Source organism: Actinocorallia libanotica (genome assembly GCF_039525175.1).
Taxonomy (GTDB): domain Bacteria; phylum Actinomycetota; class Actinomycetes; order Streptosporangiales; family Streptosporangiaceae; genus Actinocorallia; species Actinocorallia libanotica.
In genome coordinates, this window is sequence record NZ_BAAAHH010000029.1 from 34285 (window position 1) to 47462 (window position 13178).

Annotated in this window: 13 protein-coding genes; 7 read left to right on the plus strand and 6 right to left on the minus strand. The window is 67.0% G+C overall.

Annotated features, from left to right (window positions below):
* Positions 1–77: 77 nt before the first annotated feature.
* The 6 genes from ABD140_RS28895 to ABD140_RS28920 all read right to left on the minus strand — a co-directional run bounded on the left by ABD140_RS28895 (position 78) and on the right by ABD140_RS28920 (position 6370).
* The gene (locus ABD140_RS28895) at positions 78–365 is read right to left on the minus strand and encodes a hypothetical protein (RefSeq protein ID WP_344244183.1); all 288 of its coding nucleotides are present in this window, start codon (positions 363–365) and stop codon (positions 78–80) included.
* Between the two features lie 57 nt (positions 366–422).
* Positions 423–1592, minus strand: coding sequence for an FHA domain-containing protein (locus ABD140_RS28900; protein ID WP_344244184.1), 1170 nt, complete (start codon positions 1590–1592; stop codon positions 423–425).
* Between the two features lie 33 nt (positions 1593–1625).
* Positions 1626–3305 carry a serine/threonine protein kinase gene (locus tag ABD140_RS28905; protein WP_344244185.1) on the minus strand — a complete coding sequence of 560 codons (1680 nt, stop codon included), beginning with the start codon at positions 3303–3305 and terminating at the stop codon, positions 1626–1628.
* A gap of 269 nt (positions 3306–3574) precedes the next feature.
* Complete coding sequence (locus ABD140_RS28910; protein ID WP_344244186.1) at positions 3575–4258, minus strand: hypothetical protein; 684 nt, start codon at positions 4256–4258, stop codon at positions 3575–3577.
* A complete protein-coding gene (locus ABD140_RS28915; RefSeq protein WP_344244187.1) occupies positions 4255–5466 on the minus strand; it encodes an AAA family ATPase in 1212 nt (403 codons plus the stop codon). The genes ABD140_RS28910 and ABD140_RS28915 overlap by 4 nt, the downstream gene beginning before the upstream one ends.
* 250 nt (positions 5467–5716) lie before the next feature.
* A complete protein-coding gene (locus tag ABD140_RS28920) occupies positions 5717–6370 on the minus strand; it encodes an ATP-binding protein (RefSeq protein ID WP_344244188.1) in 654 nt (217 codons plus the stop codon).
* A 380-nt stretch (positions 6371–6750) separates the two neighbouring features.
* On the opposite strand from ABD140_RS28920, the gene ABD140_RS28925 reads away from it, so the two are divergent.
* The 7 genes from ABD140_RS28925 (at position 6751) to ABD140_RS28955 (ending at position 12893) form a co-directional block, all read left to right on the plus strand.
* Entirely contained in the window at positions 6751–7422 is a 672-nt protein-coding gene (locus tag ABD140_RS28925; protein ID WP_344244189.1) for a DUF433 domain-containing protein, read from the plus strand.
* Positions 7419–7859 carry a PIN-like domain-containing protein gene (locus ABD140_RS28930; RefSeq protein ID WP_344244190.1) on the plus strand — a complete coding sequence of 147 codons (441 nt, stop codon included), beginning with the start codon at positions 7419–7421 and terminating at the stop codon, positions 7857–7859. The genes ABD140_RS28925 and ABD140_RS28930 overlap by 4 nt, the downstream gene beginning before the upstream one ends.
* 269 nt (positions 7860–8128) lie before the next feature.
* The gene (locus ABD140_RS28935; RefSeq protein WP_344244191.1) at positions 8129–8380 is read left to right on the plus strand and encodes a hypothetical protein; all 252 of its coding nucleotides are present in this window, start codon (positions 8129–8131) and stop codon (positions 8378–8380) included.
* Positions 8377–8847, plus strand: a complete 471-nt coding sequence (locus tag ABD140_RS28940; protein ID WP_425544163.1) for a transposase — start codon at positions 8377–8379, stop codon at positions 8845–8847. Before ABD140_RS28935 ends, ABD140_RS28940 begins: the two co-directional genes overlap by 4 nt.
* Entirely contained in the window at positions 8844–10484 is a 1641-nt protein-coding gene (locus ABD140_RS28945) for a B12-binding domain-containing radical SAM protein (RefSeq protein WP_344244192.1), read from the plus strand. The genes ABD140_RS28940 and ABD140_RS28945 overlap by 4 nt, the downstream gene beginning before the upstream one ends.
* A gap of 271 nt (positions 10485–10755) precedes the next feature.
* Complete coding sequence (locus ABD140_RS28950; protein ID WP_344244193.1) at positions 10756–11700, plus strand: hypothetical protein; 945 nt, start codon at positions 10756–10758, stop codon at positions 11698–11700.
* A 14-nt stretch (positions 11701–11714) separates the two neighbouring features.
* The gene (locus tag ABD140_RS28955; protein WP_344244194.1) at positions 11715–12893 is read left to right on the plus strand and encodes a hypothetical protein; all 1179 of its coding nucleotides are present in this window, start codon (positions 11715–11717) and stop codon (positions 12891–12893) included.
* The last annotated feature ends 285 nt before the right edge of the window (positions 12894–13178 follow it).

Genomic DNA, 13178 nt, shown 5'->3' on the forward strand with positions numbered 1-13178 from the left:
TATCAGGACACGTGGAATGTGTACGTGAATCGATTACACCTGCGCCACCCTTGGCTCCTCTACGACGATCAGGTCCGCTACCGGCTGTCCTCGGCGGGCGGCGTCCGACCCGTGGGGGGAAGCTCCGATTCTCGGAACCCCGAAGCCGGCCGGTCGGTCTCGGGGCCAGCCGCCAGACGTCTGACGAGTTGCCCGTACTCGAAGCCCCACGAATAAGTGGTCCCGTTGCCGTTCAGGCCTTTGAACTTGATTCCGGAGACCCGGGGCTTGATGACGGTCACACGGATGCTCTCAGGGCCGTACACCGTCGGCAGTTCGACGAGGTCGCCCATCCCCAGGTGCTCGGCTCGGATCTCCTCGACCATGGGTGGATGTTGTCATGCCGCCGAGCCGGTGTCATAGGACGTTGAGGACTTCGGTGTTCACCGTCTTCTTGTGCGTCGCCTGGTCTGCCTGGAACCGGTGATCCGTCCGTTCTTGCCTTCGATCGTCGTCGGGTCGACGTGTGAGGGGGGCGGAGGAGGAGCCTCGTCCGCTTCGTTGAAGTACCGCCGTCGGCCGCTCAGCACCAGCACGGTGCTCTCGTGCAGCACGACCTCCTGGCCGGGGGAGAAGGGGTGCCACCGGCGGGGGGACAGCCGGGTGAGCCCGCCGTCTCTGCGGATCTCGGTGCCGTTGGTGCTGACATCCCGGACCACCACCCGGTCGGCCTCGCACATGAGCTCCACATGGGTGCGGCTCATCGACGTCGGGGGGTAGGCGCCCAGCCAGCTCATGAGCGCCACACCGGCCCGCACCGGGGCTCTTCCGACGGAGACCGCCCGACCCTCGTCCAAGGTGAACCTGGTGACGACGGCCCCGTCGACGAGCACCTTGACCTGGGCGCGCCGAGGAGCGCGTCCCCGGTCGGCCAGCGGCAGACGGTGGTCGGGGCAGACCGCGCCCCTCCCGGTGAACCGCGCCACCGGCTGGATCGCGCGAAGCGGCCTTCCGAACAGCGGGCAATCCCGTACCGGGCACTCCCACAGCCGTCCCAGCAAGGTGCGGCGGCGTTGCTCGGCGTTCCTGCCGCGCAGTCCGGCGTCCTTGAGTTCGCGCTCCTCCTCGACGAGGGACAGCTCCCATTCCGGAAACTTCGGGATGACCCGTCGCCGGACGGCCACCGCCCCGGGCCGCCGGGGGTCGGGGTACGGGCTGAGGAAACGATTGCAGTCGCCGACGAGCCACGGGTGGAACCGGTGGTACTCCTTGTAGGCGTCATCGGTGACGATCATCCGGTCCCGCAGGTGGGCGATCTCCAGGATGCGGTCGTCGGCCACCGGACGCACCTCGATGAGGCCGTCCCGCGCCCACCGCTGCAGGACCGCCTCTTCCTGGCCGCTGAGCCCCGCCCCGTGCAGCAGTGACCGGTCCGCGACCGCGTAAACGAGGACCTGGTCGTCCCTGGCGAATCGCCGCAGTGCGTCGAGCAGTCCCTGAAACCGGCTGAGCCGGGCGACGCCGACCCCCAGTGAGGTGTTCCGCACCACGTTGGACAGGTCCACGATGAACTCCGCGGCCTCGATGTCCAGAGTCAGATGATCTTCCATCATCTGTGCGTGCACCTCTCGTGTGAAGCTGTGGTCTCAGTTGAGGGGCCAGATGGTGGCGGCGAAAGTGATCTGGGGACCGGTGGTGGAATCGCCCCCGGTGCTCCGTACGATCTTTATCCAGCTCATTAGGGTGCCGTCGATGTTCTTGATGCAGAAGGTGTCCGCGATCTTGGTCTCGTCCAGGCGTTTCTTTGCGATGTTGAACCTGTCCATCGCCTGAAGGCATGCGGCGAGGCTCGGCTCTCCGGTCACGGTGGCGAACTGGCTGCCTGAGCCGCCCCACAGATAGGTTTCCTCATCGGAGTCCCTGCACAGGTAGTAGAGGTCATAGTCCATCGAGTCACCGGCGACGGCATCGATGTCAGGACCTTTCTCGGTGAAAGAGATTCCGTTCATGAACTCTTCCGCGTAATGGCAATCTCCTCCTGGGGCCGTGAACTGCGCGTCCTTGTGCAGCGGTGCCGGAGGCTTCGTGGCGGTCGGAGCGGACGTGGTGGCAACAGGCACCGGGACGGTGGTGTCGGGCGTCAGGACGGTGATGCTGGGTGTCGGTGCGGTCTCGGTGACGGCGGTTGGGCCCGCGGCCGGAGGCTTCGTGCTCTTCAAGGAACCACCGGGTGCTGCCTGCGCGTCCGGCCGTGTGGCGAAAAAGACGGCGCCTGCGAGCGTCAGAGCCACGGCGAGGGCAACGGAGAGAACGACCGGAACGCCGAGCGGGCGAGGAGACGCACGGCGCGGCGAGGCCGTAGGCGGAGGCATGGAGACACCGGATCTCCCTGTGACCTTCGCCGACGCTCCCTGGAAACCGGTCGTGACGGGCCGTTCTGTCAGGGCGGGTGGTTCGTAGTCCTTGAACGACGTGACCACCGAGGGCGGCAACCATGGGACCGACGTCTGGGCGAGGTCGGGAAGCAGGTCACGGGTATGTTGGATCAGCTCGTCGACCGCCGGTCGATCGGCGGGGTCCTTGGCCAGGCAGCGGGTGATGATGTCGCGCAGGTCCTCAGGGCACCCGTCCAGGTCGGGCTCGTTCTGCAGGATCCTGAAGAACAGGGCGTCCCGGTTGCCTTCACCGAAGGCCGCTCGTCCCGTCGAGGCGAACACCAGCAGCTGGCCGAGCGCGAAGACGTCGGTGGCGGGCGTCACCGGGTGGCCGTTGATCTGCTCAGGGGCCATGAACATGGGGGTGCCGATCAGCACATCTGATCTGGTCGCGGACGTCGCCTCCGCGGCACGCGCGATTCCGAAATCGATGACGCGGGGCCCGTCCTGGGCGAGGAGGACGTTGGCGGGCTTCAGGTCGCGGTGGATCAGGCCGACCTCGTGGATGGCCTCCAGCGCCTCGCTCACCCCTGCCATGAGCCGGAGCACCCCGTTCGGGGGAAGCGGGCCGTGCTCCGTGACGGCTTGGTGGAGGGACGGGCCGGGGACGTACGCCGTCGCGAGCCAGGGGACCGGCGCGTCGGGATCACTGTCCAGGACCGCCGCCGTGTAGATGCCCTTCACCAGTTGCGCGGCCGTGATCTCCCGCCGGAAGCGGCGGCGGAACTCGGGGTCGCCGGCGAACTCGGGTCGTACCACTTTGATGGCGATCGGCCTGCCGCTCGGTGTGCAGGACAGGAAGACATCGCCCATCCCTCCGGTGCCCAGTCGGGCATGCAACGGGTATCCGGCGACGAAATCAGGATCGCCTGGCAGGAGCGTGGAACGCATGGCGGAATCATGGCAGAGGAGTCGACCACTATGGAAGAAATTCTCTAAAAGAATGTTTTCTTGAGATAGATCCCTTTTGTTGCTTCAAGTGTTGAATATGTGGATTGGTCAATAAATGTCCGGATGGGTTGATCGGTGAGGCACGTCACAGGCTCGATTTCGTCCGCCGGGCCTTGGACTGCCAGAGCAGTAGCGATACCGGCGTCCAGTATCTGCCACGCGCGCATGGCAGATACCTGCTCGACGTGCTGGCCGCTTCTCCCCTACCGCTACTTCTTTTTCGCCTTTGAGATGTGGCTGGAGCAGCAGGTGGCCGCATCCTCCATCAGGCGGGTCCACGAGCGGTTGGTGCCGAGGGGAGCGGGGAAGCCGTCGAGGGCGACGGCCTTCTCCAGGACGTCGGGAGCGTCGGACTCTTTGTACCTGCGGCCCGTCCGGCTCACCTCGCTCATGAGGATGTGCTTTGGGTCGGTCAGGCGGCCGGTGTCCTTGCCCCGGTACTTGGTCGGGACCTGCCAGGAGGAGACCAGGGAGGCGAGGGCGTCGGGGAAGAGAAGGAGCCAGGCTTCTATCTCTTCGACGGCCAGGACGTAGTGGGCGGTGGGGAAGCTGCGCAGCAGCTCCTTCTCCACCCGGGTGTGGGTTTCGAGGTAGCCGGGGCCGTCCGCGTCGTCGAGGTCTTCGTGGATGAAGGCGCAGGCGATTTCCGCTCTCTCCCGCGCTGCTCGTGCCTGTACGAGTCTGCGCAGCTTGTCGATGCGGGAGGCGAGGGTGCCGCCAGTGGCTTGACGGAGCCGGACGGGGCTGTTGATCTCGACGAGGCGGCCTCGCATGTCGGGGCAGCGGGCTTCCAGGAGGATGCGCAGGCATCTGCGGTCGTTGGCGTCCTCGCCGGCGAGCACGATGACGGGGCGTTTGGTGGCCGGGACACCGGTGCCGCTCTTCCGGCTCAAAGATCACCTCCGAGGGCGCCGGCGAACCACAGTTCGCCCAGCGGTTCGCCTTCGCTGGCTTCGACGATGTCGTTGATCTGCCGGGTGGAGAGCGCGGGAATCGAGGAGGAGCCGTCGCCTTCACGTCGGCAGACGACGAGTTCTTCCGGCCGCAGCCTGTCGGCCAGGGCGGGGGAGTGCGTCGCGATGAGGAACTGAGTGCGCTCACCGGCTTCTCGCAGTCTTTCGACGAGGAGGGAGAGGGCCTGGGGGTGGAGGCCGTGGTCGATCTCCTCGATGCAGGTGAGGGCTGGTGGCGTGGGGTCGTGGAGGAGGGCGAGGAGTCCCAGAAGGCGGATGGTGCCGTAGGAGGCGTCGGCCAGCGGGGTCGGGCGACGCAGTCCTCGTTCGCGCAGGACGACGATCACTTCTCGGCCGGCTCCGGACGGGAAGTCGAAGTCGATCGTCTCCAGTTGGGGGAGGACCTCGGCCGCGTCCCGCTGCAGTTGCTCGAAGGCATCGGGATGGGCCTGTACCAGGAAGAAGAGGAAGCCCGCCAGGTTGGAGGCGTCGTCTCGCAGCGCGCTCCTGGCAAGTCGTCTGACCCGTGCCAGGAAAGACGGATTTATACGGCTTGGTTCACGAGCGAGGCTCACTGACACGTCGAAGACGCGGAGTGACGCCAGCCGTTCGGCGACGGTCGAGACCTCGGTGCCGCCTTCGTTGTCCGAGAGCCTCGGCAGGGTGGAGAGTCCGCTGCTGAGGCGGTGGATCCCGAAGAGCGTCTCCTGTGATTCCTGGCGGTTCTGGTCGATCACGGCGGCCTGCTCGCCGGTGATGGTGATGCGGCGTCCCCTGCCTTGGGTCCTCTTGAACTGGAACGTCTCTTTCCGGGAGAGGGAACGGCCTCTCCGGGTGACCATGAGCTCGTACTCGTCGGGGGCGTTCCGGCTGGCGTGGGTGGTCCAGGCGGCCTTGAGCCTGATCTTCATCGAGGCGGGGGGGCGCTCGCCTCCCCAGAAGACCACCTCGTCGAAGCCGCCGCGTTCCTGGAGGGCGGGCTCCAGGTCCGTTCTGATCACGTCGGAGAGGAAGTCGAAGACCTTGAGGACGTTCGTCTTGCCGGCGCCGTTGGCTCCGACCAGCACGTTGAGGGGACCCAACGGCAGAGTGACCTTCTTCAAGCTGCGGAAGTTCTCCACGTGCAGTTCGATCAGTCGTTTCTCCACGCTGTACCTCCTCCACGAGCATCGTGCCGTAAGCCGCGGCCTGCGGTGCGCTTTCACCAGTCCTGATCATTGCAGCAGGGGGTTGCGCGTGCGGCCATCGACGCCCGGTCGCGGCCGGTCCAGGCTTCGCGGAGAAAGCGGGGAATACGGCTCGGGTCGTGGTGGACTATCGCCGCTCGGCTCGAACGGCTGCGGTACCGGCCACTCGGGCGTGCGTCGGCGCGGAAGTCGGCTTCACGGGTGAGGGGCCTCACGCGTTCCCGGGTTCTTCGTGGTCGTCGGAGGCGGGCAGCACCGCCCAGATCCTCCGGCCCTCTCCCGCGGGCTCGCATCCCCAGCGCAGGGACAGCAGCTCCACCATCCACAGTCCGCGTCCGCTGACCTCCTCGGCGTCGGCGGGCCGTGCCGTCGGTTCCCGATCGGAGCCCTGGTCGGTGACGGCGACGGTCACCTCATCCGGCCCGAACCGCACCTCCACGGCGAACCATCCGCCGGGCTGCCCGCTGCGGGTGTGCAGGACGGCGTTGGCGCCCAGTTCGCAGGCGACGAGCTCCGCCGAGCGCATCGCCTCGTGCCCGTCCGCGACGAGCTGGACGAACCGCCGGACCTCCGCCATCTGGTCCAGGGTCCCGGTGAAGACACGACGGCAGCGGGACGCCCGTCCTCCCAGAGCGCCGGAACAGCTCTTCCGGGCCAGGGCCAGCCGTTCGGCGTGAACGGGGCAGGGGGCGCCGAGGCAGGCCTCGCAGGCGACGACGGCCTTCACGGCTTCGTCCCACTCCTCGAGCTCCGCACGCCCGGTGCCCGAAGGAACGGACGGCCCGCATCCGAGAACGGGGTCGGAGCCCGCGAGGGCAGGGTCCGTGCGCGCCTGCCGCCGGCTGTCATCGAAGGACTCGGACACGCTGCTTCTCCTCTGCTCCCCGTCGGCCTCACCGCCTGAGCGGACCCGCACGTCTTCCTCCAGGTCCGCGAGAACCGATGCGACGTCCGGCCGGACGCCGAATTTCCGCACAGCCTGCCGACGGACGGCCGCGCTCGGCTACGAAGCGGCGTCAACCAGGCGGCCAGCCGCCCCCGCCCCCGTCAACCACACGTCGGAGGCGCGGGGGAGAGGTACTACCGGCATCGTCGATGTGGCCTCTACTTCCGTCACGGAAACCGCTGCACCTGACACGGTCCGTGTGTTCCAATGATTCTCCCCAAGTTCCAGGAGCTCCCATGGTCGTGTCTCCTCCGGACCGCCTTCACGTTGACCATCTGACCTGATGCGACACTGCTGATATGACCACGGTCCTTGATCGCGAGATGTACTCGGAGGCTGAGGCGGCCCGGCTTCTCGGCGTCCCTCCGAGCACGCTGCACTATTGGCTCGAGGGCGGGGAGCGCCGAGGTAAGTCCTACAGACCGATCATCCGTGAGGCCCCCAGAGGGGATCGGATCGTCACCTGGGGCGAGTTCATCGAGGCGGGGCTCCTGAGGGAGTACCGGCGCAAGCACAGGGTGCCCATGGTGGAACTGCGGAAGTTCGTGGACAGGCTCCGGGAGGATTTCGGCGTGCCCTACCCGCTGGCCCATCGCCGTCCTTTCGTCTCCGGAAGGCAGCTCATCTACGAGGCGCAGGGGGAAGCGGGCCTGGACCCCGAGTTCTGCCTCGTTGCCGCGGCCAGTGACCAACTGGTGCTCCTGCCCGCGTCACAGGCGTTCCTCGACCGGGTGGAGTGGGAGGACGACCTCGCCGCGGAGTGGCGGCCCGACGCCAATCAGGAATCGACGGTCCGCGTCAACCCCAAGATCAGGTTCGGTCGGCCCTCGGTGAACGGTGTCAGTACCGAAGTGATCTGGGAGCATGACCAGGACGGCGAAGACACCGAGACGATCGCCGCGACCTTCCAGCTGACATCGAGTGACGTGCACTGGGCGCTCGCCTACGAGAACTCCCGCCGCGCCGCGTGAGTCGCGTCAAACCCGCCCAGGTCCGCTTCTACTTCGATGCGGACATCCTCGGTCTGGCCCACATCATCGCCGGCCTCCGCCCGGACGCCACTTATCCGGGCGATCCCGGTGGCATCGTCCACAAACGGCAGCGACCGCCGTCTCCCGTCACCACTACGAAGACCGACGACGACGTCTGGATCCCCCTCGTGACCGAACGCGGCTGGCTGATCGTCACGAAGGACCGGCACATCCAGACCAGGCCCCGCGAGATCCAGGCGGTCCGCGAGCACGGAGCCCGCATGGTCTCCCTGGGCGGGGCCGAAGCGGTCGGCACCTTCAAGCAGCTCGAGATCGTGATGTCCCAGTGGCGGCGGATAGAGCAGTGCTTGAACGAGCCGGGACCGTTCATCTACATCGCGACGAGAACCTCGTTCAGGCCGGTCGACCTGACCTGACCGGCAATCGGCCGGCCAGGCGCGGCCACTCCCGCGCCCGAACCCCGAGACCTCGAACCTTCGGCGGTACCCGACCCCTTCCAGACGGCTCCCGCGGTCCGACTCCCCGGCTCAGCAACGGACGAAGACAGCGCGTACAGACGCTCGTCGCCCACTGTCACCGAATCGCCTGACAGCCTGATGGCATGGGGTTACTCTCGGCTGCGAAGTAGCGATGGCCAGGCGGTCACTCGTCTGATCCCTCACCGACCACGCGCCGGAGGACACCGATGTCCTACGCCTCCTACGAGTCTGACCCCGACGCGCTGCGCGCCCACTTCGCGATCGAGCTGAGGCGGCAGCGCACCCGCTCCGGCCTGTCGATGAACCGGCTCGCCAAGGCCATCGGTATCCGTGGTTTCGCGGCGCAGACCTCGATGGTTGAGCGGACGGAGTCGTCGAAGTCGACGATCGGCCGGATCTGGCGGGACTTCAATCTCAAGCCGCACCAGATCCGGCCGAAAAAGCGGTGGTGCCGATGATGCCGGGTATACCCGAGCGGCGCACCCACGACTACGCCCGCCACGGCATCCACAAGACCCCGGCCATCAAAGCGTGGCTGGCTGCCCGTCCCCGCTTCCACACGCACTTCACCCCCACCGGCTCCTCCTGGATCAACCAGGTGGAACGCTGGTTCGGTTTCCTGCCCGACCAGAAGATCCGCCGCGGCGCCCACAAGAGCGTCCAGGCCCTGGAGGCCGACATCCGCGCCTGGATCAACGGCTGGAACAGCAACCCCCGCCCCTTCATCTGGACCGAGACCGCCGACGTCTACCTGGCGGCGATCGCCGCCGGTGCGGCGATGACCGTGGCCCTGACGGGCGTCGTTCCGCGGCTCGCGCGCGGTGAGTTCTCGGCCATGCACAAAGAGCCCTGCCTTGGCCTGAAGCAGGGCTTTCCCCTCGAACGAGGGTGGGCCAGAGGTCACCTCGACATTTCGCCGAGGTGACCTGGCTGGATGTGGCCTGCCGTCTTGCGGCCGGTTCCATGGGAAGTCCACGATGGAATTCGCGCCTGGTTCAGGGGCAGGGGGCTGCACCATTGAAGACGAGGACAGGCAGGGCGCTGCTTCTCTCACCTGCGTTCGACAAGACCGAGTACCTCGCTGCCGAAAGCCTGGGGCTGCGTTCCCTGGCCGCTGTTCTGCGGGAACGGGGAGCCGACGTACGGCTTTTTGAGGAGTGTCCCGTCCCGTTGCCCCGCGAGGTCGCGGAGTTCGCGTCGGACTGTCAGGTCGTGGGGGTGGGGGTTCTCTTCACCCGTCAGATTCCTGAGGCGTTGGAACTCATCCGTAAAGTGCGTTCGATCGTGCCTGACGCCCATCTCGTCATCGGCGGGCAGGGGCTGGAGTTCCTGTGGGAAAGGGTGCTGGACGAGTGCCCCGAGCTCGACTCCGCCTGTATGCACGAGGGTGATGTGACCCTTGGGGAGTTGTGGGACCGGGTCGTCACGGGCGGCGATCTCCTGCGGATTCCCGGGTTGTGCGTACGGGATCGGGGAAAAGTCGCTCTCGGCAGGGTCCGACCACCGGTCGAGGACCTCGACTCCCTGCCCTTCCCCTGGCGGGAACCCGATCCGCTCCACTACCGGGACGGCCACGCGACGGCGGCGACCAGCCGGGGCTGCGCGGCGTACTGCACGTTCTGCCAGTCCGGTAATTACGGCAACCGCTATCACCGCCTGCCCCGTTGGCGTGCGCGTTCGGCGGAGTCGGTCGTGGCGGAGATCTCCGAGCTGGTGGCCGGGCACGGGATCAGGGCGGTCAGTTTCGTGGACGACGACTTCCTGGGCGGGGACGGCCGGGGCAGGGACCGCGCCCTGCGGTTCGCGGAGCTGCTCGCGGCGCAGCCCTACGAGATCACGTTCTCCGTCGAGTGCCGGATCAACGAGCTCGACGAGGAGATCCTGACCGTGCTTCAGGCGGTGGGTCTGCGTCATCTGCTGATCGGGGTGGAGTCGGCCAACGAGCGGGATCTGGCGCTGTTCGCCAAGCGGACGACCCCCGAGGAGGCGGAGGCGGCCATCGCGCTGCTGCGGAGGGTCGGCATCGATTTCTCCCTGGGATTCATCATGTTCCAGCCCCTGTCCGATACCGACGGTCTTCGCGTCAATCTCGAATTCCTGAGGAGGAACAGGGTGGGCAGCCACCGGCGGGTGGCGAACCGGTTGGAGGTCTATCCGGGCTCTCCGCTTTTGTCCTATTTCCAGCGCCGTGGTGTGCGGTTCAGAGAGGAAAAGTATCGGCTTTACTACGAATTCGCGGATCCGGTGGTCGCGAAACTGTACGGGATATACCGGAGAGGACTCCTCCCCTTCGCCGGCGTGGAGGATTCCTGTTTGCGCGCGCTCTTCCGGGAGGAGACGCGCGGGGTCCCGGACGCCGCCAGGGTGCGGGGCCTGAAGTCCCTCAAGGACGACATCGCCGCCGCGCTGGTGGGGCTGGCGGAGGACTCCCTCGGAATGATCACACAGAACGACGTTCTAGTTGCTGAAAGTGAAATATCCACAAGGGTCTCCGAACGTGTCGCCGCTCTTTATGGTCGACTCTTGGAAATGGAAGGGGAAACTCATGTGGATCATGGGTAACAGCGGAGGCGGATAGGCTAGCCTTGCCGGGAAAGATGTTACGCCGTCGGATGGTTCAGGTATGATCACTCTTTCCGAATATCTTTATTCGGCCGTTTATCGTCGGCCCTGCAGATTCGGCAACATTGAACGCTTTGTCGACATCGTGGGGACGCGGGCGGACCTTGCGCGCCCGTGCGACGCGGAAACAGGACGACGACGGATCCGGGAACTGGCGGACGATTTCCGCGCCTCGGCGCCGATCCGGAGTGAGGAAGAGGCGCTCGGGGAGTTGGTCGCCCTGGACCTGGCGTCGGCGGCCGAGGCGGAGTTCGGTGAGATCGAGGCGGCCGGCTCCATCAGCGATCGTCTCTCCGCTGCGGGACCGGCCGTCCAGGGAAGGCTCGTCAAGGCGGGCCTGCCCGTGGAAGAGGCACCGCTGCGGGTGATGGACGAATTCCCGCCGCCCTTCCACCAGTTCGGCTGGTCCGCCTTCGCTCCGGACAGGGAGGACGAGGAGAACTTCGGCGTCGAACCCGGGGTCTACTTCCTCCGGAGCAGGCTGCGGCCGTTCTACAGCGAGCTTCTCTTCGCCCACGAGGTCATTCACACCGTCACCGGCAAGAGGGACCCCGAGGTCTTCGCCATGGGATTGGAGGAGGGGCTCGCCGAAGCCGTCGGATCCTGCTTCGGAGCACTCGCCGTCCTGGAGCCCGCCACCATCAGGAACATCCTGCTCCACGGTCGGCACGGAGTGGACAGGCCGAAACTCTGGTCGGTCTACCTGGACCACACCAGGCAGGCCTATCTCCTCTATCGGGAATTCGGGCTCACCGGCCTCATCGAGCTGATCAAGCAGGGCCGCGCCGCCATCCACCGGGCCGAGGAACTCGTCGTCCAGGGCCGGTACAGGGAACTCGACCTTCCCAGGGGGAACTGGGACCCCGACACCGGGGCGCTCCTGGACTTCCTGTGCTGCGGCTACCTCTCCTCGCACGTCTTCTCCCCGGTCGAGTGCCTCCTCGTCTTCCACGCGGAGCCCGGGAGGAGTCTCGACGAGGTGTGCGAGCGGGCGAACGTCGCACCGGAGATCGGCAGGCCGGCGCTGGAGAGCCTCGGAGCGCAGTCCGCTCTGTTCGTCCGCGACGGGGAGCGGATCGGTTACTCCAACGTCGCGCGGTACCGGGCGCTGGAGGAGAACGGACCGGTCAAGGTGATGCGCTATCGCCTGCCCTGAGGACGGAGAGAGTCGTGTCAGCACATACCGATGAGTACTCCGGCCCCACCCGCACCATGGTCAGCCTCCTGGGCGACCTCTACCGGAGCCGGGGTCTGCTCCTGGGCCTGGTCGCGACCCTCGTCGGACTCGTGATCATGCTGATCGCCCCGAACGACTCGGTCGGGGTCGTGGCGGAGAACGGGCGGCTGGTCATCAGCGAGGAGGGCAGGGGGTTCTGGGCGCGGATCCAGCTCGACGACGTGGGAACGGCGATCTTCCAGGTGGGCGTCACCCTCACCCTCTTCCAGGTGCTGCTCAACCAGGTCGCCGAGGACAGGTTCGTGGAGAACGTGCGCGCCGTGCTCGGCCAGCAGCAGTCGGCGGTGAAACTGGCGGTCGCGCAGTCGCTGGCCGCTGCGGACCACATCGAGTCCCTGCGGCTGGCTCCCGCGGAACTGGACCTGGTCATCGAGAACGCGGCCCGGCTGCGCAGCGGAGACCCCGAACTCGGCAAGGTCATCGCGCGCAAGCTCCGCACCGGGGTCTTCGAGTCGGGGGAGACCTGGCGGAACCTCGTCGTCCGCGCGGAGATCCTGGAGCTCGTCCGAGCGGGCACCGACGGGCGGGAGCACGACTACTACGTGGTCTACTTCCACTTCAGCTACCACACCACCAACATCACCCGCACGAGGTTCGCCTTCCGGGTGGCGGGCTGGCAGGGAGGGGGGAGCTATGACAAGACCCTCCGTTCCCCGGACCTCGGCGCGGCCTGGCGCCTCCCGTCGACGGGGGAGTTCGACGACGACTGGGCGAACGGCTTCCAACTGCTGAGCGCGTCCTTCGGCGGCAGGGAGGTCGAGTTCACCTGCAACGAGACGGAGCAGGAGTTCGTCTGCCACATCCCGGCCGACGAGTTCGAGGGGGAGTCGGCGATCCTCGTCCAGTACTCCTTCAGCGCGAAGGTCCTGGCCGACGGCAACCTGCTCAGCTTCGAGGTGCCCAAGCCGACCTTCGGCGCGACGTACTCCGTCAACGTGGCGGTCCCGGACATCAAACGCATCCGCGCCCTGGACTACTTCGGCGCCACCCGACCCGCCTCGATCAACTACACCCCCAGCCTTGAGACCACCCGCGTCGTCACCGTAGGCGTGGACGACTGGATCCTTCCCAAGGCCGGCCTCGTCCTCGTCTGGCGACGCGACGGGCGGTGAGACGGTGTCGGGTTCCCTCGACCACGCCCGTGAAGGCGGGGCTCAAAACCTGAGCCCCGCGGGCGTTCCCCGGCCGGCACGGCGGCCGGCTCACCGAACACGATGGGGGAGCGGGCGGTCTGCACCGCCGACCGGACGGGGCGGTCAGGTCGATCTCGATGTCCCGCATCCGGTCGTCCTCGGCGCGGGCACAGGGCAGCACCCACCTTCCGCCGCGCGCATGCCCCAGCGTGTTCGTCATCACCGCGACCGCGCGGAGCACGGCCGGATCCCGCGTGCCGGTGG

Excerpts from the sequence above, each read along its gene's own strand:
- ABD140_RS28895 (WP_344244183.1), bottom strand. The coding sequence starts at position 365 with ATGGTCGAGGAGATCCGAGCCGAGCACCTGGGGATGGGCGACCTCGTC.
- ABD140_RS28900 (WP_344244184.1), bottom strand. The coding sequence starts at position 1,592 with ATGATGGAAGATCATCTGACTCTGGACATCGAGGCCGCGGAGTTCATC.
- ABD140_RS28905 (WP_344244185.1), bottom strand. The coding sequence starts at position 3,305 with ATGCGTTCCACGCTCCTGCCAGGCGATCCTGATTTCGTCGCCGGATAC.
- ABD140_RS28925 (WP_344244189.1), top strand. The coding sequence starts at position 6,751 with ATGACCACGGTCCTTGATCGCGAGATGTACTCGGAGGCTGAGGCGGCC.
- ABD140_RS28935 (WP_344244191.1), top strand. The coding sequence starts at position 8,129 with ATGTCCTACGCCTCCTACGAGTCTGACCCCGACGCGCTGCGCGCCCAC.
- ABD140_RS28940 (WP_425544163.1), top strand. The coding sequence starts at position 8,377 with ATGATGCCGGGTATACCCGAGCGGCGCACCCACGACTACGCCCGCCAC.